The sequence below is a fragment of the Lawsonibacter sp. JLR.KK007 genome (assembly GCF_036941135.1).
Lineage (GTDB): Bacteria > Bacillota > Clostridia > Oscillospirales > Oscillospiraceae > Lawsonibacter.
This window is the reverse complement of sequence record NZ_JAYWSY010000001.1, coordinates 493,857-513,170: the sequence shown is the minus strand read 5'-3', so window position 1 is coordinate 513,170 and position 19,314 is coordinate 493,857. Positions and strand designations below refer to the sequence as shown.

27 protein-coding genes are annotated in these 19,314 nt (G+C 52.7%); 18 read left to right on the top strand and 9 right to left on the bottom strand.

Annotated features, from left to right (window positions below; translation table 11 throughout):
* Positions 1–3 precede the first annotated feature (3 nt).
* From VV088_RS03055 to VV088_RS02970, 18 genes are all read left to right on the top strand, one after another.
* Complete coding sequence (locus VV088_RS03055; protein ID WP_334599321.1) at positions 4–492, top strand: hypothetical protein; 489 nt, start codon at positions 4–6, stop codon at positions 490–492.
* Positions 493–502: 10 nt separating this feature from the next.
* Entirely contained in the window at positions 503–1,630 is a 1,128-nt protein-coding gene (locus VV088_RS03050; protein ID WP_334599320.1) for a DNA polymerase III subunit beta, read from the top strand.
* 15 nt (positions 1,631–1,645) lie between these two features.
* Positions 1,646–1,867 carry a hypothetical protein gene (locus VV088_RS03045; protein ID WP_334599319.1) on the top strand — a complete coding sequence of 74 codons (222 nt, stop codon included), beginning with the start codon at positions 1,646–1,648 and terminating at the stop codon, positions 1,865–1,867.
* Positions 1,868–1,872: 5 nt separating this feature from the next.
* Positions 1,873–2,235, top strand: coding sequence for a hypothetical protein (locus tag VV088_RS03040; RefSeq protein ID WP_334599318.1), 363 nt, complete (start codon positions 1,873–1,875; stop codon positions 2,233–2,235).
* 10 nt (positions 2,236–2,245) lie between these two features.
* Complete coding sequence (locus VV088_RS03035; RefSeq protein ID WP_334599317.1) at positions 2,246–2,425, top strand: hypothetical protein; 180 nt, start codon at positions 2,246–2,248, stop codon at positions 2,423–2,425.
* 120 nt (positions 2,426–2,545) lie between these two features.
* Complete coding sequence (ligA, locus tag VV088_RS03030) at positions 2,546–4,534, top strand: NAD-dependent DNA ligase LigA (protein WP_334599316.1); 1,989 nt, start codon at positions 2,546–2,548, stop codon at positions 4,532–4,534.
* A 59-nt stretch (positions 4,535–4,593) separates the two neighbouring features.
* A complete protein-coding gene (locus VV088_RS03025; RefSeq protein ID WP_334599315.1) occupies positions 4,594–4,827 on the top strand; it encodes a hypothetical protein in 234 nt (77 codons plus the stop codon).
* A gap of 232 nt (positions 4,828–5,059) precedes the next feature.
* Entirely contained in the window at positions 5,060–5,494 is a 435-nt protein-coding gene (locus tag VV088_RS03020) for a DUF7659 family protein (RefSeq protein ID WP_334599314.1), read from the top strand.
* A complete protein-coding gene (locus tag VV088_RS03015; RefSeq protein ID WP_334599313.1) occupies positions 5,494–6,033 on the top strand; it encodes a hypothetical protein in 540 nt (179 codons plus the stop codon). The genes VV088_RS03020 and VV088_RS03015 overlap by 1 nt, the downstream gene beginning before the upstream one ends.
* A gap of 13 nt (positions 6,034–6,046) precedes the next feature.
* Positions 6,047–6,496 carry a hypothetical protein gene (locus tag VV088_RS03010; RefSeq protein ID WP_334599312.1) on the top strand — a complete coding sequence of 150 codons (450 nt, stop codon included), beginning with the start codon at positions 6,047–6,049 and terminating at the stop codon, positions 6,494–6,496.
* 14 nt (positions 6,497–6,510) lie between these two features.
* On the top strand, positions 6,511–6,726 hold the full coding sequence (locus VV088_RS03005; RefSeq protein ID WP_334599311.1) for a hypothetical protein: 216 nt from the start codon (positions 6,511–6,513) through the stop codon (positions 6,724–6,726).
* 11 nt (positions 6,727–6,737) lie between these two features.
* Positions 6,738–7,361 (top strand): hypothetical protein, encoded by a 624-nt coding sequence (locus tag VV088_RS03000; protein ID WP_334599310.1) that lies wholly within the window; start codon positions 6,738–6,740, stop codon positions 7,359–7,361.
* Positions 7,354–7,968, top strand: a complete 615-nt coding sequence (locus tag VV088_RS02995; RefSeq protein ID WP_334599309.1) for a hypothetical protein — start codon at positions 7,354–7,356, stop codon at positions 7,966–7,968. The genes VV088_RS03000 and VV088_RS02995 overlap by 8 nt, the downstream gene beginning before the upstream one ends.
* Before the next feature lie 32 nt (positions 7,969–8,000).
* Positions 8,001–8,324, top strand: a complete 324-nt coding sequence (locus tag VV088_RS02990; protein ID WP_334599308.1) for a hypothetical protein — start codon at positions 8,001–8,003, stop codon at positions 8,322–8,324.
* 64 nt (positions 8,325–8,388) lie between these two features.
* Positions 8,389–8,937 carry a hypothetical protein gene (locus VV088_RS02985; RefSeq protein ID WP_334599307.1) on the top strand — a complete coding sequence of 183 codons (549 nt, stop codon included), beginning with the start codon at positions 8,389–8,391 and terminating at the stop codon, positions 8,935–8,937.
* Positions 8,938–9,001: 64 nt separating this feature from the next.
* Positions 9,002–9,445 (top strand): hypothetical protein, encoded by a 444-nt coding sequence (locus tag VV088_RS02980; RefSeq protein WP_334599306.1) that lies wholly within the window; start codon positions 9,002–9,004, stop codon positions 9,443–9,445.
* 109 nt (positions 9,446–9,554) lie between these two features.
* On the top strand, positions 9,555–10,469 hold the full coding sequence (locus VV088_RS02975; RefSeq protein ID WP_334599305.1) for a ParM/StbA family protein: 915 nt from the start codon (positions 9,555–9,557) through the stop codon (positions 10,467–10,469).
* A 5-nt stretch (positions 10,470–10,474) separates the two neighbouring features.
* On the top strand, positions 10,475–10,858 hold the full coding sequence (locus VV088_RS02970; RefSeq protein ID WP_334599304.1) for a hypothetical protein: 384 nt from the start codon (positions 10,475–10,477) through the stop codon (positions 10,856–10,858).
* Positions 10,859–11,206: 348 nt separating this feature from the next.
* On the opposite strand, the gene VV088_RS02965 is transcribed toward VV088_RS02970, so the two are convergent.
* From VV088_RS02965 to VV088_RS02925, 9 genes are all read right to left on the bottom strand, one after another.
* Positions 11,207–12,052 (bottom strand): hypothetical protein, encoded by an 846-nt coding sequence (locus VV088_RS02965; protein WP_334599303.1) that lies wholly within the window; start codon positions 12,050–12,052, stop codon positions 11,207–11,209.
* A 265-nt stretch (positions 12,053–12,317) separates the two neighbouring features.
* Positions 12,318–13,538, bottom strand: a complete 1,221-nt coding sequence (locus VV088_RS02960) for a hypothetical protein (RefSeq protein WP_334599302.1) — start codon at positions 13,536–13,538, stop codon at positions 12,318–12,320.
* Between the two features lie 80 nt (positions 13,539–13,618).
* Positions 13,619–14,416 (bottom strand): IS21-like element helper ATPase IstB, encoded by a 798-nt coding sequence (gene istB / locus VV088_RS02955; protein ID WP_334599301.1) that lies wholly within the window; start codon positions 14,414–14,416, stop codon positions 13,619–13,621.
* Complete coding sequence (gene istA / locus VV088_RS02950) at positions 14,409–15,632, bottom strand: IS21 family transposase (protein WP_334599300.1); 1,224 nt, start codon at positions 15,630–15,632, stop codon at positions 14,409–14,411. Before istA ends, istB begins: the two co-directional genes overlap by 8 nt.
* 142 nt (positions 15,633–15,774) lie before the next feature.
* Positions 15,775–16,308: a hypothetical protein gene (locus tag VV088_RS02945; RefSeq protein WP_334599299.1), complete on the bottom strand. Its 534-nt coding sequence runs from the start codon at positions 16,306–16,308 to the stop codon at positions 15,775–15,777.
* Between the two features lie 21 nt (positions 16,309–16,329).
* Positions 16,330–16,764, bottom strand: a complete 435-nt coding sequence (locus VV088_RS02940; protein ID WP_334599298.1) for a hypothetical protein — start codon at positions 16,762–16,764, stop codon at positions 16,330–16,332.
* 682 nt (positions 16,765–17,446) lie between these two features.
* A complete protein-coding gene (locus tag VV088_RS02935; protein WP_016304742.1) occupies positions 17,447–17,890 on the bottom strand; it encodes a hypothetical protein in 444 nt (147 codons plus the stop codon).
* Positions 17,891–17,917: 27 nt separating this feature from the next.
* On the bottom strand, positions 17,918–18,466 hold the full coding sequence (locus tag VV088_RS02930; RefSeq protein WP_016304741.1) for an SMI1/KNR4 family protein: 549 nt from the start codon (positions 18,464–18,466) through the stop codon (positions 17,918–17,920).
* 35 nt (positions 18,467–18,501) lie between these two features.
* Positions 18,502–19,302 (bottom strand): helix-turn-helix domain-containing protein, encoded by an 801-nt coding sequence (locus VV088_RS02925; RefSeq protein WP_120408066.1) that lies wholly within the window; start codon positions 19,300–19,302, stop codon positions 18,502–18,504.
* Between the last annotated feature and the right edge of the window lie 12 nt (positions 19,303–19,314).

The following is a 19,314-nucleotide window of genomic DNA, read 5'->3' as shown; positions in this document are numbered from 1 at the left end:
GATATGAAAAAACAGCGATTTCAGTATGGGATCAGCGGCTACCGCTGGTCTCCTGCAAGCTTCCATGTCACAAAAGGACTCGTCGGTCAAAAGAAAAAGCCGCTTCCGCTGACCAGTGAAGAGCGCAGCGAGGTTGGATACCGGGTCATCACCAAAGGATTTCAGGCCGCTATAAGCTATATCAAACAGATTGAACGAAAGCGGACGCATGAGTACGAAAACCAGCTTTATGTGACTTACGGATTTTGGCTGAAAGAAGATTCTAAGCGATATTTGTTCTGCAAGCAGGTATGTTGTCGTGCGGATGCCCCCCTTGCCGAACGGCTTGGCCTATTCAAAATGATCCGCAGCGACCTGCTACAGAGGAACTGTCAAGTGGTAACCTCTGAGCAATGCGAGTTAGACGGCTCATATCAGCCTGTCAACATCAAGACAAACACAGTTACTGCGGACCTCAGCCGGCCGCTTGTGGTCCGGCTGCGCTTCGCATAGGAGAAAGGATATGACTATGAACGATTTGCTGTATGCGGTGCGCCCCCTGCGGGCCACTGTGGATGCGAAAATCTTTTCCGAGGCGCTGAAAAGCGTTGTCCCGATTTTGAAAAAATCCGCTATTCCTGTTTTGGAGGAAGTGAGCGTCCGATTTACTGGTGGGCGGTGCATCCTCGCCGCAACGGATATGACCACCTGGATTATCAGGGAGATCCCCGCCAGCGGCGACAACTTCTCCTTTGTGTTCTCCCGGACAAAAAAGGTGGAGCGGACCTGCCGCTGTTTTGACGGCAGCCTGACGATAGAGCTGACGGAGAACGCCGACCATAAGGACAACGGCGGCTTTGTCCAGCTGTCCTGCGGTTCCAGGACCGCAGAATTTGACACCCACTCCGCAGAGCTCTGCCCCGACGTGCCGAAAGTGGAGGGCGATGTGTCGTTTACTGCCAACGCCGCAAGCCTGCTGGAACGCATTGGCCGGGTTGCATACGCGACTTTGAAGGCGGAACCGGATACCCGGGGGAACAAGACCTGCGTAGAGTTTTCCGGCTGTCAGGTTTTTGCCTTGGACGGCTACCGGGCCGCCTGGGATAACGGGGAGTTAAATTTTCCCCAGCCGTTCTTGGTTCAGGCGGCGGCGCTGCATCATCTGAAGGTGTTTGGCAGCCGTCAAGTGGAGTTTCGGCTCTCAAAGCCCTGGATGTCTGTGACAGACGGGGACACGACGGTCATCTCCCATACAACCGACAGTGAGCCGTTCCATTTGGAGAGTGCGGTTCCCCAAAAATATCTGGAGGAATTTTCGGTGTCCCCCAGAGAATTTCTCGCGGAATTGAACTATCTGAAGGATGCGCTCCCCACGACCCACAAGCCCTATGTGTATCTGCGGGGGAATGAGCTGCTGATGCAGGTACATGACCGGAAATACAGCACGGCCATTGAGATCAGCAGAACGGGCGACACGACTGTAGGCTTTAACCTGAACTATCTGCGCGACGCTCTGAACCAGTTCAAAAAGGAAGAGCGTGTCACAGTCAAAATCAGCGGTGTCCATACCCCTATCGTCATTGAGGCGGAGGGCCGGAGCGACTGCGCCATGGTTTTGCCGCTCCGTGTGGCTCTGAATGCTGCGGCATAGAATTGGAGGTACAGAATGAAACAGCTTGGTAATTTGGCGCTGGTCTGCGCCCGGCGGCCCGAGGTGCTGATGACGCTCCATGAGGGCCAGGTATCCGTTTATGTGGGCGCAGGCCCTGAGCGGGCAGTCATTAGCAGCGCCTGGGATAACGATACGGAGATCAGCCGCATCGTCCATGAGCTGAATTTTGGACGTTATGCCCCGCAGAACTTGGGCAGGTGCGGCAAGGAGGGCTGAACGCGGTGAATGTTTATAAGCAGCAGGCGGTTGAGGTGGTTGACCGTCTGCATGAGGAAAACCGCCTTGACAACAGCGACTACTGCACTATCCACGATGGCCTGTCTGAAATCGAACCTCTGCGGGATCGTGACGAGGTTCTGGAGGAGCTGTGGGAGCAGTTTGGAGCTGTCCCTATGAATCCGGAAACGGAATGTATCGAGGAGCCATTTATGGGCTGGGGCGCTGGAATCCATCGGGAAGAGATCTGGCACTGGTTTGATGTCCGGCACAGCAAGGGCGTTGCTTATCTGCTGTACCACATCAACATAAACCGGACCCCGGAGGCAGAAAAAGTTGCATTGGAGATTCAAGATGCTCACCTATAAACCAAGGAAAATGAGCGAGAAAGATGCGACCATCATCATTGAGCGCAGACATCCCTATGGTCTGTTCTTTTTGAAGGAAGGCAATGTCTATGTCGGGATCGACAACCGTGACGGCGACGCCCGGACAGAGGAGTTTCCCACGAAACACAAATGTCTGAAATGGCTTACAGACGCTGCCTACGAAATTTAAGGAAGCACGATGGAGGGCGTACATGGAAACTGTGCGCCCTCCCCACATCTGACAATCTGGTGTCCGCTGTTGCTTCAGCGGCGTGCCGGACTGTCACGGACAGATAGGAGGAAATCAAAAATGGCACAGACAGGCATTGACCGGCTGCGGGCGCTGACCGCGCAGCTGAATCGGTACAGGTACGAATACTACAGCCTCAACGCTCCCACAGTGAGCGACGAGGTGTATGACCGGCTTTTCGACGAGCTGGGCCAGCTGGAACGGGAATTGGGCGTTCAGCTGGGCAATTCTCCCACCCAGACCGTGGGGTGGCTGGCGGTGGACAAGCTGAAAAAGGTCTCCCACCCCATTCCCCTGCTGTCGCTGGATAAGACCAAGCGGATGGAGGACCTGTGTACTTTTATGGGCGACCAGCTTGTTATGCTTATGCCCAAGCTGGACGGTCTCACCTTAAAGGTGGTCTATGAGAACGGCATCATCCTGGAGGCTTCTACCCGGGGCGATGGCGACGAGGGCGAAAATATCACCCACAATGTCCGGGGCATCAGCGGTATCCCCACCAAGATCCCCTATCTGGGGCGGCTGGTGGTCACCGGCGAGGCGTTTATCCGCCCCAGCCATTTTGAAAAGATAAAGGCCACTCTGTTAGACAGCAGCGGCCAGCCCTACAAGAACGGGCGCAATCTGGCCGCCGGGTCAGTCCGGCTGCTCAGGTCCGAGGACTGCCGGAACCGCCGCGTGACCTTTATGCCTTTTAGCGTGCTGGAGGGCTTTGACGAACTGGAGAACAAATCCGACAAGCTGAAGCAGCTGACTCCCCTGGGGTTCACACACTGCCACTACCTTGCCGCCAGACGAAAGCTCACACAGGAAGAGATGGAAAAGGGTATCCAGCAGCTGCGCCAGTACGCCAAGGATTATGACATTCCTATTGATGGTATTGTCGTGACCTATAACAATATCGCCTACGCCAAGAGCTGCGGGCGCACCGGCCACCACTACAAGGACGGGATCGCCTATAAGTTTGAGGACGAGCTGTATGAAACGCGCATGACGTGCATCGAGTGGACGCCCTCCCGTACCGGTGAGATTGCCCCGGTGGCTATCCTGAAGCCGGTGGAGATCGACGGCTGCACTGTTTCCCGGGCCAGCCTGCACAACCTCTCTTTCATTGAGGGGCTGGAGCTGATGCCGGGGGATCGGGTGTTGATTTCCAAGCGCAATCAGATTATTCCCCATGTGGAGGAAAATCTGGACCGGGGCGGCTTCTGTATGGAGCGGGCTGTCATCCAGTCCTGCTCCTGCTGCCACCAGCCCACCCGCATCCATGAGGAAAATGGTACAAAGAGACTGTTCTGTGACAACCCCAACTGTGCCACCCGGCGTCTGCGGCAGTTCGTCCACTTCGCTGGGGATAAGGCGATGGACATTGCGGGGCTGTCTGAAACAACGCTGGAGAAGCTGATTGGCTGGGGCGTGCTGGATCACTGCCTGGACATCTATCACCTGGACGAGCATCGGAGCGAGATCCTGATGATCGACGGCTTTGGGGAGAAGTCCTGGCAGAACCTCTGGGGCGCTATCCAGCACAGTCGGGATACCACCTTTGAGCGGTATCTAATCGCTATGGACATCCCCCTGATCGGCAACTCCGCCAGTCGGACGCTGGCCCAGCGGTTCCACAGCAGCCTGGACGAGTTTGAGACGGCGGTCTGCGGCGGTTTCGATTTTACCCAGCTTCCCGACTTCGGGGACACCCTGCACCAGAATATCTATGACTGGTTTGGGCAGGAGGAAAACTGGTATCTGTGGAGCGAGCTTCGCCGCTATGTGCGTATCGCGCCGCCCAAGCCTGAGCAGGTCGAGCCGGTCCACGATAATCCCTTTGTGGGGCTGACCATCGTGGTCACAGGCAAGGTGGAGCCGTACACCCGCAGCGAGATCAACGCCAAGATCGAGGCCCTGGGCGCCCACGCCGGCAGTTCGGTGAGCAGTAAAACCAACTACTTGGTCTGCGGCGAGAATGCCGGGAGCAAGCTGGACAAGGCCCGGAGCCTGGGTGTGACGGTGCTGACGCCGGCCCAGTTCTTCCAGATGGCCGGAGCGTAAGAAAATGAGGGGGTGGCGTCTGTCTCCCCCTTGCAATTATATAGAAAGAGGTTATGAGTATGGCAAATATGGACTACTGCCAGTTTCAGACTATCCGGCGCGATATGGAGGACTGTCTGGACGCCCTCCGTGCTGAAAACCGTCTGAGCAGAGAGGAAGCCAATGTCGGCCGCTGGATGCTGGAGGACATTTTAAGCTACTGCCGGGACACCGGTATCATTGACTGCTACGACAACGGAATGCTGGAGGCCGTCTTTGAGGGGCTTGCCAAGGAGGACGATGATGACGAATAGCCGTTTCACACCTTTGCGGGATACAATGGAAGAATCCCGGTTTTTGTGGGAGGATTGCTGCCCGTGACAAGTTTTTTCCGCTATGCGTTTGGGCGGTAAGCTGGACAAGGCCCGGAGCTTAGAAATCACAATGCTGACACCGGCTCAGCCTTTCCAGATGACCGGAAAATGATAACACAGGGGAGGGCCGATTGGCTCTCCCCCACGCAAGATTTAGAGAGGAGCTATGCAAATGAACCAGTATCAGGAAATGAGGGACAGGCAGCAGCAGGAGTTTAACGCGCTGCCTCTGGGATTTGCCTTCGGGCAGAAGCAGTTTAACGAAATGATGCGGGGCTGGGGCCTCCACCCGGAGCGGGATGTCAAGAAGATTTGCGCCATTGGGGCCGGCGGCTACATCCAGAAGAAGGATGTGGAACTGCTGCGCCAGACGAGCGCCCGGCATAAGGAAGAGCTTGCGGCGGCCATCGAGGCGGACACGACTGGGGATGGTTTCATCTTCCAGATGTTCTACCGTGAGCTGAAAAACCATGAGTATGGTTACACCGGGGATGCGGATGACACGCTGGACACACTGAACTGCACGATGGAACAGGTACAGTCGGATCAACGGCTGTACAGAGGTTTTCAGCAAGCCTGCAAAAAGATTATGGAGGAGGAATCGTGATGGTAACACAAATCAAACGGGATGAGCATATTCGTTTGGCCGATGGACGCAGCGCGACGCTGAGTGCTGCTCAGCTCTCGGATGTGAAGTATGAAACCATGCTCCTGCTCAAGGACGGCAGCGGCGAGGAAGTCGTCTCCTATCAGAGTACCAGTGCGGATGATGCGGTGTACTTCTTTTATGAGATCAAGAACACGTACCATGTGCCCGAGCTGACCGGAAAATACAAAAAGCTGGCGGACGATTTGAAAGCGGCCCACGCCTATGGATTGGCGCACATGGGCAATGATGACGGCGGCACCTGCAACTTTGACGCTCCCGCCCTCACCCTGCCGGGCTGGGACAAAAAACTTGTCGAGGCCGCGGCAAGAGCGGCTGGGGTTGGCTGCTTTGTATGGACGCTCTGGAACGATACAACCTATGTGTTTTCTGTTCGCGGCGTCGGACAGGGATACACCCGGACAAAGGCCGCCGAGGCCATGAGCCGCTATTTGAAAGAACAGGGCTATGAGGCCGGAATGTACTATCAGATGGACTGAAGGAGGAAAACCTGTGTACTACATAAACACAATGGCAGGCAAGGCGATGGCCCGAAAGGGCCACGCCTCCTATCCTGATGACTTCCAGCGTCTGCGCCCCGGAGAAAATTTCACCGCATGGCGTGTCGGACAGGATTGGGAGATAGAAACACTGCTCACTGGAGAGATGCTTCTTGCACGGCTGAAAGCCATTGAGGAGCAGGACAACAGAGAACGGGAGCGGGCGCTTCAGTATGTCCTTGACTTTGCCAACGAAAACTGCTTCGATGCAGAACTCACCTGTAATCAGCTGCGCAGTTTGTGGACGGCGCACTGCCTGCGTTATGGCCTTAATGTGGATACCAGCGAGTATGACAAGGATTTAATGACTGTTTGGGCGCAGGCAGCTGCCGTCGAGGGCGACACCGCCTATTGGAGCGATTATAGCAGCTTTGACAGCTTTATGTGCGCCCATTTGGTCTGAGGAGGAGCTGCGATATGAAAAAACTGTTTTTCCGGCTTGGCGTCACAATGGAGCTGACCGAGGAGGAATTTGCTCTGATCTGTACCAGCAGCGATGCCGCACACGATCTTCTCAGGGAGAAGGTGGCACGGGACGAGTTTAAGCTGGATGGAGAGACCTATTCTCCGGCCAACTACACCTCCAGCGATGACGAGTTTCCCCACGAGGACGATATTGAATTTTATTTTTAGGAGGATTAAAGATGGCTGACTACAGCCGGTACAGGACCGAAACACTGGAAAAAATGCGCTCGGCCGCTCGGGAGAAGTATTATAACGAAACTATGAAGTCCGGCGGAAATTGGGGCGATGGAATGAGGCTTTCAAAACTCCCAAAGCATACGGCATGGGAAAAGGCCAAGCAGCAGTATGAAGCAATCTGCGCCGAGTTGGAGAGGAGGAAAGCTGCTGCCAATAACTGTAAGCAGAAAGACAAAAACAAGTGGGAGCACTTATTTGACCAGTTTCTGGAGACAATCGACTTCTGGCTTGTGAAGTACCCCGATGGCTGGGGCCTGATTGATCAGCAGAGAGCCAATCTGGGCAATATCGAAAGCGACCGTTTCCGTAATGCTTCCACCATCATTGACCGGCTGGACATCTATATTAAGGATTACTTTGCGGATGAAATCCAAGAAGGCATGGACGGGTGTGAGACGGAAGAATGGTCCGATCTTTTGCAGGAGGCCAGGACCACAATGCAGTCAAAGGATCTGGAAGATTACCGCTATGGCCTTGATGTGTTGGATATGGTATGCAACCATCCGCAAGAGATTGACTTGGAAAACTGCTACTTTACCGAAGAGGAGGAAGATTATTTTGAATAACAGAACACTTGTAAAAGTTTCTGCCGGCGAGTACTGCATGGGATTCAAGACTATCTCCCAGAGAAAAAAATCGCCCCAGACGTTCCTAATTACCCGCGATATGCTTGCCCAGCTGGAACAGAAGCCGGAGATTATCACGCAGGACATCTACTCTTTCGCTGCCTTGCGTCTGAACACTGCCGCCAGAACTTTGACCATCAGCTTCTCCTGGCTCCAGCGCCGCTTCGATTGCGAGCTGGCTGGCTGGGAAGAAACGGCGGTCCTGCCCTATGACGCGCTGACCTCTTTCATGGAGGCTAGCGCCCAAAAAGGCGGGCCGAAGACTTGGCGGGTTCTCTCCCTCCAGAACACTGTGACACCCCAGGTCGTATTTGTCGATACGGAGGGGCTGCGAAAGTGTCTGGAGAACCGCACCGTTCGCAGGAAGCTGGCGCGTGCCCTGCGGGACAATTTCTGGGGAGCAGACCGCGTTGTATTTTACCACGATTTTGAGTCGTATTCTTTTATGTTCCAGTCGTGTCGGGCAGGACGTCCATCCATCACAGGTGGTTTGATCCTCCACGACCAGAACGATTTGAAAAAAGCGCACTATTCCGTACACACATAAACAGAAAATATGAATACGGAGGAACATCTAAAATGAATGAACGAGCGGTTGAAATTGCCCAGAAACATATTCAACAGGCAAATCCATCTCTGTGGAACGGATCAAGTGAGCGGCCAAAAGATTTTGACAGCCGCATCTTTACATACTCCGTTGATGGGGGTACCGAGCTGGACATCAGCTTTGAGTATGAAAAGGAAGATGGATGGCTGCACCTTTGCGAATTGCGGGACCGCCATACCGGTGAATTGCTGAACATTATGCACGGGTATGGGATTGACTCCCCCCAAAACCTCACAGATACCATCGAGGACATCTGCGAGGGGAGATTAGCCCGTAACAGCAATGCGCCGTCTTAAACCATAGATTAGGCAAACAGAAAAAACCAGCCACGCCATGCACCAAACTTTGGAGGTTAGTATTATGGAATACGAACAGATTATGATGATACATCAGAAGACCGGCGACAAGAAATATGCCAAGTTTCTCTCTGATGAAGGCTGGAAGTACGATACTGAGACGGATGCCCTTGCCGGGTATGCCCGGTTGATCAAGGCCGAGCAGAAAATCCCCCTCACTTGGGAGGAATTTTGGAGCGAGCTGCAAATGGAGGGTGACCTCTCCGCCGCCCAGAAACTCTATCGGATTCTGCGCCGGCACATGGACAACGGCGCACTGAACGCCTATGAGCTCTATGGATATGCCCGGCATCGGTGGTGCGTCAGGTGTCCGGAGGCCGTTATCGCCTATCAGACCGGCCCGAAATGCTGGGCGGTGAACAACTGCGGCGAGGCGATCTCCGAGGAGCGGGCCATACAGCGGCTTAACTCCGAATGGGGCTTTGAGGCCAGCCGGATCAAGCTGCTGGGTACGCCCTACTACGACGCCACGGATTGGAACTTTATCCCCTTCCGCTGCGGACGCTATGACTGGATCATGCAGAACGGGGATCTCCACCAGATTTATCAATAGCCACATTCAGACGGCCTGCCCTTTGTGGGTGGGCCGTCTCACTATCCTGACAGGAGGACAAATCGTGACAATTATGTATCGGACGGAAACCTACTCCGGCTCTTTGGAGCGGCGCTTTGCCCATGTGCTTTGCTATGAACTGTTTACTTTGGGGAATGCGCATATTTTGAATGAATTGATCCAAAATGAACTGGTAAGAAACTCGGACTTAATCATTGAGATGGAGAGCATGGGCAGAGAATTGGAAGAAAACGGCTATGGGGATGATATGTCAGAGCTTGACCAGCTGGAGTTTTGGGAAAAAGTGCGGCTGGACATCTCTGCGCAGGCTGGCCGTGATATTCAATATGCCCTGTGGCTGGCGGATAAAGCCTGCGTACAGCGGTTTTACGGAGGGACAGACAGCGACATAGAAAGCTATGAAACCTCTGATGTGATCCTGTCGGATTTGGGACGCGGCGGCACTCTGTTTGGGTATGAGCTTGAACCGCTCCCCTGTGCTTATTAGAAAGCCCTTCCAATCACTGATCAGAAAGAAAAATATCATAAAAATAAATGCCGTCTGTTGAAAACGGCGTGTTATTTCCGTATTACATGAGTATAAGGAGGATAAAACTATGTTAATTGCAATGGATCACGGCAACAAGCAGTGTAAGCTGGTGCGGAGCGAACCCTTTATCTCCGGCCTGACAGAGAGCGAAGTGCGGCCCTTTGGACCGGATGTGCTGAAGTACGGGGACAAATACTATCAGATCTCCGACCAGCGCATCCCCTACCGCCGGGACAAAACAGAGGACGACCGCTTCTTTATTCTGACCCTGTTTGGGATTGCCAATGAGATTGAGGCATCCAGTGCCTATGCCCCCGGCATTATCCGGGTGCAGCTGGCGGTGGGCCTGCCGCCGGCCCACTACGGAGCGCAAAACGAAAAATTCATCCAGTATTTTTCCCGGAGGGGCGTGGTCAGCTTCACCTACCGCGGCAAGCCCTACTCCATCTGCATCGACGATGTGGCCTGCTATCCCCAGTCCTATGCGGCTGCGGCCTCCATTCTCCAGGCCCTCACCACCGTGCCCCTGGCGCTGGTGGTGGACATTGGCGGCTATACGATGGATTACATCCGCATCAAAAAGGGACGGGGCGATATGGCATCCTGCGACTCCTTGGAGAATGGGGTCATCATGCTCTATAACAAGATCATCTCCAAGGTTCGGGCGGCCCAGGACATCCTCTTGACGGAGGAGGAGATCGACGCCATTCTCCTGGGTCAGTCTGTGCAGGGACTCCAGGAGGTAATTCCGGTGGTGGAACGGTGCGCCCAGGAGTTTGTATCTGACCTGTTGAGTGCCCTTCGGGAACGGCAGCTGGAACTGCGCACCGCCCCGGTGGTGTTTGTAGGCGGCGGCTCCATCCTGCTCAAGCGGCACATTGAGAAATCCGGCAAGGTGGCCCATCCCCTGTTTGTGGAGGACATCCGGGCCAACGTCAAGGGCTATGAGACACTGTACCGAATCGCCCAGAACAGCAGGTGACCGGCATGGGAGAGAAGAAAAAACCGGGCCGGTTCACCCTGCAATTCAACATGGAGGACCCCCAGCAGCGGATGGCGTCGGAGCTTCTGGAACAGCAGGGGCGGCACAAGGCACAGTTTATCGCCAGCGCCGTCCTGTCCTATATCCAGCACCCGCCCCAGGGACACGGCGGCGATCCGCCCCCAATAGACGAAGCGGCGCTGGAGCGGATGCTGCTTGCCATCATGGAGAAGCACCCCCGGTTTGCGGGGACAGCTCCCGGTGAGCTACCTGAAGCGGAGGAAACTCCGATGCCGGCCGAACCTGCCAAGGGGCCGTGGAAAGCTCCTATGGGCGATGACGCGTTGAAAGCCATAAACGACACCCTGGCCGCGTTTCAGACTGGATAGCGGCCAGCATATCCCATACCAACACATTAAGGGCATAGGAACACGGAGTTGCAGCTTCCGTTCCTATGCCCTTTTCTTATGACTGAATTGCGAGGATGGTCCGGCCCATGCGTACTTCGGTCACACAGTCCGAATTGAGGAAATTATAAGCATCTTTAGCGCGGGAACGTAACACCCAGCCCACCGCCAAAACCGCCCAGACAGCGCAGGAGGGCGGCGCAGACGGGGGCGGGGCGCAAGGGTAACAGGCTTGCGGGGCGAGGCCGGGAGGGGGTACTGCCCTGCCCCGGCCTCGTTGGGTGCTGTGCCGTTCTTATATAAAATGGAACAAAGAATTTTTGGCGAGCCTTAATGGGTGGCTTCGTATAGTACACACGGATACCCAAGTTGAGTAAAATCATTTATTAAATATTGAATTGCATCTTGATTATGGGCATATATTTGTCCCGATACAGTATCAAATATGTTGTCAGGGTCAAAGTCGCGGGAAATTGAACAAAAACTATCTTGTTGGAGCCAAACCTGATCCAGCGGAGTGCTAAACCATGCTTCACGATAGCCATGCTTTAATAAAATATCCTGCAATTTCTTTGACTGCACGACAAAACCCGCATCTTCCAAAGAACTTTGATTTGTGTTTTCATAGTTGGTAATACACCAAGAGAATTCTTCGGAGGATAATTCATGTTCCTGTGCAATGCGATAGTCATATCCAACCGGAAATTGTTGTCCTCCAAATGCTAAAAATGCTTGACAACACAGATATTGCCGTAAACTATCTGCAATTTTTATGCCGATGTTTTTATCATATCGGGTCATCACAAGAGGCGTTTTATCGCAGGGAGAAGACACTGAAAATAAATAGCCCAATTTTTCACTCTCATAACTTTGTGAACCGATTGCTAAGATGTTATCCCAGTAATGTGGATATTCGAGCATAGTATGAATGTCATAATAAGAAAAGGAAATCGGTTTATAAGGAAAGTAAAATGAAAATTTGCCTCCTGCGTTCAGTAAAAAAATTTCATACTCTTTGGGTAATGTCAGAGTTTTATCATACTTCTTTAGCTTGTTAATTTCTTTTTGTTTAGCGCCTTGCAAGTTTTTACACCACCCAGGTTCGACGCAGTCAATAAATGCTTTCAGTGCTTCAAACCACACATCAGTTTGGCAATCTTCTGGAATAGCGAACATCTATGACCCTCCACATCTTTATAAGCATCTATTGAAAATTAGCTTATCACATCAGCTACTATTTTTCAATCACCACCCAGTAAATAGCCTCAAAACTTCAACCTCGCTCCTGCCAACCGGCGGGAGCGTTTTTTATGGAAAGCGCATGACGAACCGGCGCAGACGAGAGCCGGAACGGGGGCGGGGCGCAAGGGTAACGGGCTTGCGCCACTATTTTGCCATAATCTCCTTGCCAGCATAATGGCGTCTCCTCGTCTGTCAATGCTTATGGCTTCTTTTTCCGCCGCTTCTCCAAAATCAGCTGGAGCCGCCGGGCCTCTCGCTCCTTTTCCTGACGTTCCTGCTCCGCCCACTGCTGCCTGATTGCCTCATGCCGGGGTTCCGCCTGCTTCTCCCAGGCCCGCTCCTGGCTGTTCCACCGCCGGATCTCCGCCTGATACAACGCTCGGTTGGCGGGGTCCAGCTCGATCAGCCGCTCCAGGTCTCTCAAGGCCCGGTGCCGCTTTGAGAAGTCCGTCAGCGCTGCCCTGGCCCGGAGGACATAGACGTCGGTAGGCTTCTCATAGCTGCCATACACAGGCTCATAGGTGGCATAGTCCAGAAAGCCCCAGGCGATGCTTCCTCTCAACCAGAATGCGCAGAAAGCGGCCAGCACTGCTAACCGCTGACATTGGGGATCGCACTCCGGGCGGCTGACTGTCTGCCGGTGAAATCTGACCGCCTCAATGATCTCCGCCGGGTCCTTCTCCTCGAACTCGAATTCCTTCACGCCGCTCTCCTCCAGCAACCGGCGGACATACTCCTGGGACAGTGCGGAGGGCAGCCTGTCCAGCAGGGCCTTCCCCTCCGGCGGCACTTCCGTGGAGACAGGCGGCAGCTCCCGTTCCAAAATCTCCCGCAGTTTGGGATAGAGCGGCTGGAGAGGCGGAGCCTCTTGCAGCTGATCGAAGGCCCAGGGAAAGCCCAGCCGCGCCATGAAATCCGCCATCTGCCAGCAGTCACCATAGGTGAAGCGGTCATCAGGGCAGGCGGTCTCCTCCATCGCATCTTCATCCAAATCGGACCAATGAACAAGATACCGCCGCATCATGCCAGTGTCCCAGGTGGGGAGCCAGCCCGACAGCGCCGCCGGATTGCCGGTCAGGCGCTGTTTCTCTTCCGGGCTGACAGGGCCAAAATAGTCCGGAACGGTGTTGAAGTGATCCTCTTCGTCTCCGCCGTAAAAATCATAGCCCCAATAGTCGCCATCGTAAATGTACAGCAGCAGCACAGGGTTCTCCGAGACGTCGGACAGGGCCTTTGCAAGCGGAGCAAAGCCCAGGGTGTCCCCCTCTATCAGAACCTGCGTGCCCTCATAGCTCTGCGCGTATCTGCACGCTTCCAGGTCTATATAAAACACCGGATTCTTTGCCGCCGCTTCCACGGCATCACGGGCTATGGATTCATCGCAGCCCGGGAACAGGGCGGTTTGCAGGAATAGTCCCATGTAGGTGTCAACGCCGATATGAAATTGCAAGAAAACGCCGAAGAAATTTTGTCATTTTTCGGCGGTGGTGGGTAACAAAATCAGCAGTTGCCTTGCTCAAAAAGAGTGTTCACGATTTGCTGCTTCTGGCGCATAAATTCCTTGCGTTCTTTCAGGCGGTAAGACTCGCCCTTGATGTTGATAACGGTGCAGTGATGCAGGACACGGTCCAGGATGGCGGAGGCGATGGTGACGTTGGCAAAGACCTCGTTCCACTGGGAGAAGGTCTTGTTGGAGGTAAAGACGGTGGACGTCTTTTCATACCTTCTGGCAATCAACTGGAAGAACAGGTTTGCGCCCTGGATGTCCATGGGGAGGTAGCCGATCTCGTCGATGATAAGCATCCTGTACTTGGCGAGAACCTTGAGCTTGTCCGGCAGACGGTTCTCAAAATGGGCCTTCTTGAGCTGCTCAATAAGCTGATGGCAGTTGATGTAGTAGGTGGAAAAGCGATGCTGTGCCGCCACAAGGCCCAGAGCGGAGGCCAGATGGGTCTTGCCCACGCCGGGCGGGCCAAGGAAGACCACATTCTCCCCGTTTTCCAGGAAGCGCATGGTGGCCAGTTCGTCGATCTGGCGCTTGTCGATGGAGGGCTGGAAAGAGAAATCGAAGTCGTCCAGGGTCTTCTTAATGGGGAAGCCGGACATCTGGATCTGCTTCTCATAGGCCCGTCTCCGCTTGGATTTGGCTTCTTCTAAGAAAATGTGATCCAAAACCTCCACAATGTTGAGCTTGTCCGCCACCGCCCGTTCCAGGTAATTGTCCAGAATCTCCAGAGTGTTTTTCATCTTAAGGGCTTCCAGGTTTTCCCTCAGCCTGTCCATGGTAAATTCACTCATACAGCACCTCGTCATATCTGGACAAATCCGATGGTTTCAAGGGAAAATCTATTACTTTGTCCTGTTCCAGCAGAACATTTTCTGCATCCATCGTCTGTTTCAGCGTAAGCCTTCTATAGTGCTGAGGATTGACAACCATGTCCTTTCTCTGATACGATATTCGGTGCAGAGCGATCTGCTTTCCCTCGTAATATGCTGCTAACATGCTGTCGAGGGCCACGACTGCCACATCTTTGCCGATATACTCCGCTGGCACGGAGTACTGATTGCCGGCGTACGAGATGAGGCAGTCTTTTTGTACTCGCCTCAGGTTGATTTTGTCGATGATGTACTCACGGGTAAGAGGACTCAGTCTCTCTTTTTTCAACCTCTCAAAGGGAATTTCGTTGGTGGTGGCGTGGACTTTCCCATTGACCTTATTGCACCAGGCCAGGGCCTGTCCGTTCAAGTCCGCCAGACTGTTGTACTGGATCCCCACCATAAAATTATCTCTGACAAACTGCACCGTCCGCTCTACTTTCCCCTTCGTCTGACCCCGATATGGCCGGCACAGAATGGGCTTGAATCCATAGAAGCCCGCGAAGTCCTCAAACTGCCGGTTTAGCGTGGAATCCTCCTGCTTCAGCAGCCGCTTGATGACTACCTGCTTCATATTGTCATACAGAATCTCCTCCGGGTAGCCTCCGAAATACCGAAACGCGTTCTGATGGCACCGTATCAACGTGTTTGTGCTCATATCTGTGACAAATTCGATGTACCGCATCCGCGAATATCCCAGAATCATGAGAAAACAGTACAGCTTTTTCCACTTCCCATCCTCGTACACCAGGTGATCCTCGAAAAATCCCCAGTCCATCTGCCCCTGCTTCCCCGGCATCGTCTCAAACCGCACCGTTGCTTTCTCATTCAAGTCCATCTTCCGGCTGCTCACATACGCCTTGACAATACTGTAACCTCCGTCAAACCCCATCTCCCGCAGCTTCTCCAGGATCCGCAGCGCTGAATACGGCGCCTCTTCCAGCCACTCGTCCACGATCTGCTTGTACGGGTCCATCTTTGTGGGCTTGGGCTCGCTCAATGTGTACTCCGGCTTCTGCGGCGATTCCGCGTACCGCTTTGCTGTTCGTGGGTCCATGTGGTACTTCCGGCCCAGCTCCACATAGCTCAGGCCTTTTTGTCTGTCGCTTCGGATATCCATCCACTGTGCTCCTTTCATTTCCTGACTCCCTTTCCGGGCTCTTTTTCGCCCTGATTGGGAGTCTATCTTTTTTCCCTCCTCTCCGCCACAAAACTACATTTTTTCCTCGGCGTTTTCTTTCATTTTATCATTGGCGCTGACAGTAGGAGATCCTCCTTCTTTATACCTCAGATGTAAAGCCTGCCATCTCAAAAAACTTCCGTCTGCACGCTGGGCACTCCGATGGGATCACCAGCGGGCAGAGCTTTGTCTTCACATATCCGATCCGCATCTGCCGGAGGGTATAGCAGCACTCCTTGTTCCGCATTTCCTCATGCCTACCATCCGGGGCGTAGTAGGGGAAAGGCTGTCCGCAGCAAGGGCAGTGCCAAAAGAGTTTCGCCGTATGCCTCAGCCACCTGGCGAGGAAGGCCAGGGGCAGCAGCGCAAAGGATACCAGAGAGAGCAGGAACGCCATGGCTCCAACTCCCTCCAGCAGAGCCTTCTTGCCCCAGAGCAGCGCCACAACACCCGCTGGAAAGTTGCTGAGAACCAGCACCACAAAGCCTCCCCACTCTATCAGGAACAGCGCCTGGGCGAAGCGGCGGCACCAGCGAAACCGGGGCGGCATCTGCGGGTATATGTAGGAAAAGGGAGCAGCCCGGTTATTCTGTTGCTGCCTATAAGCGGCAAAATCGTCTTCTTCCCGTTTCATACGCTCTGTTCCCTCATAAGGTCAGTACTCCTCGTCTTGATTTCGCAGTTCTTCCTCAATGTCCGCCATGGCCTCCGGACTGACGAAGCCCTCCACCTCACGCTCTATGTCAAGCATTGTCTCCCGCTCAATCTCCCGGTCTGTCTGGAGAGTATTTCGGAAGAATTCTCGGTCCATAGGATCTGCCTGCCAGGGACATCCTGGTTTCTCCTGACGCTCCCGGTACAATTCCGTCTCAAATCCAGCCCGATCCAACTCTTTGAGGAGCTTCGCCATTTTCCGGTCACCCTCTATCCAAGACTTTTCCTGATCGGTTAAATAGATGTATTCATGATTTTGAACCATGGCCCGCAAATCAGATAGGGACTGATTTGGATACCATTTCCGCAGGAGCTTCAAAAGGATCACGCTGGGCGTAGTGGTTTTTAGCTTGATTCCGTCTCGGTATTCGCTCATGGTATTACCCCCTTTTCAATGTTCAATCTTTTTCAGACCATTTATAAATTCCGAAAATTTATTGCAAACTAAAATTGGATTATCTATATCACAGCTTAGGTCATTTTACAAGGAACTACACGCAGACCGTGAAACGGGCTGCTGACAACAAACAGGCGCTATGCTCCCGGCAAGGGGCATAGCGCCTGTTTGTTGTGGGGGTATCCAAAGGGGGCAACGCCCCATTTGGCACACGACTTTGCGAAGCAAAGTGTAGTGTGTTATACGCTCTGTCGGCGTTGCCGTGAAAATGCCGTTGCCGCCGGGGAGGGCAAGGGCATTTGAAGCGGCAGGAAAACAGGGCTTTGTTTGGGGCTGGGAAGCCGGAAACAAAGGGCTGGTTTCAGCAGCAGACAGGGCGTATATGAAAGCCCTCGTCCACCGTCCTCAGCCTATGGGACAAAATGTCCCAAACCTTTAGACACCGTGACTATATGTGTGGCCACACTCATTTATTTTAGTGGTCGTTCTTTTCTCAAAATTGAAATGGGCGGGAAGCCATTTTAGGGCTTTCCCGCCTTGATTGCCCATCAGCAAAGGCAGGCGGGGCTGTCAACGGCGGCGCATTTGTGCGCCGTTCATCTTGACCGTTGACTGGCTCGGCTGCCTTTGCTATCTCCCCCGATAAACTGAAAGTTTTAGATTAGTCCCACACGATTTCCAAACAATCGAAGTTATCTGGAATTGGTGGTACGCACGAATAAGTATTTAATTCAAATGCCTCTATTGTAATTACTCCATCAGAGCATAGCCATTCGCAATTTACTAATTTTTCTAATTCCGCAGGCAAAATGGTTGTGCAAATCACGATTGTATCTCCTGCAAGAACTAATTCTTCTTTCCCATTGTTTTCTACGATTTCTGTATCATCGTGGAGAGCAACACGCACCCATGCTATGTCAGGCATTAACTCAATCTTTTGTAGCATATTTCGTATTTCAGAAAGCGTTGGACGGCCAAATTCCCATTGGTTCGGAGCAATGGAATCCTCCTCTGTGTTTCCATCGAAAAATTCATCAAGCGTTAGTAATGGCAAGCGTTCTTCATTTTCTTCCAATATTTTTTTGAATGTATTCAACTCTATCATAGTCACAATTCTCCTCGCAAATCAGAATTAGTTGATTTTATCCTCTCCCCGGATTTTCTTGTTTTTCCGTTCTTCTAACTCCGCAATTTGGTTCATCAAGCAATCTGAAAAAGTCCCCTCAATCGGTGTAGCTTCTCCTGTTGTGTAGTAGTCAAGAAGGACTATGTTATTATTCTTGTCAAAACAAAATATTTCATCACCATTCCCTATAATGGACAAGAATGGGATAAAATCAGTAAAACCTTCATCGTGTAGTTCTTTCGTTTTTTCACGAATATCCAAAAAATCGGGTATTCCATTGGCAATTCCATAGACTATAATTCCTCGACAGAACGACCAAAATGGGCCTATGTCATATTGTTTCGCTTGTGGCCATATTTCTTCTCGAACCTCCATATAAAGCCCACCTAATGGGGACATAGTGAACTCTCTAAAATCAGCAGGAAGATTTATCCCATACTGATTTTCAAAATCCTTTATATCCTGCTCCGATGGCTCATTTCCCATACAAGCTACAACCTGATAAGTCTGCTTATCATAATTATGGAAATAATCATAAACTTTTTCCAATGACATAATATACCTCCTACAAAATGCGATTTTTTATTTTCTTACTTCCGTCCCCGCTGTGGGGTTGGTTTTTTCAGCAAGTCCGACTTCTGTGCAATCTTTTTCAGCCACTTCTTTTCTTCCCCGGACAGCTTCTTAAAGTTCAGCCGCAACCGTTTGCAGATAAACGCCAAAGACGCTTGCTCCGGGTCACTGTCTGGGTTGGTAATTTCGGTAGCGGCTTCCAATAATCCTTTCAGCGGGTTATCCTCCGGGACGCTGAAAAAATCCTCCCTGTGGGCTTCCCGCAGGCCGGCGGCTATCTCGTCTATGTCCTGCTGGATTATGTAACGGCAAAAGCTGTCATCATCAATATGGGCAGCGATAAGCTGTCTTAACTGCGGGTCGGTCAAGCCGGGATTGTGCTGTTTCATAATCATTGCGCTCATAGCGTCCACAATGGCGTTTGCGCTCTGTACCTGCTTCACCGCCGTTCCGTTCACATAGATTTCAAGGTCGGCCATCAGCTTGATAAAATCCGGGTGCGCCGCCAATTCGCACAGCAGAGCATTGTCCACCTGCCCGCTTTTCAGCAGGTCAATCATTCCGTCACTCAAACGCAGGTCTGCAAGATCAGCGTTTGGGTGACGCTTCATTTCAGACAGCCCCAGCAGATAGTCGGTGGTCACGCCGTAAAACTTCGCCAGCTTGATAAGAGCATAGTGGCTGATGTCCTTAAAATCGTCCGCTTCATAACTGCCCAACGCAGACTTGGAGAGGTTCGTCTGCTCTGCAAGCTGTTCCAGCGTCAAGCCACGCTGCACACGCAGGTCTTTCAAGCGTTCTTGAATGGATAAAGACATTTTCTCGCCCTC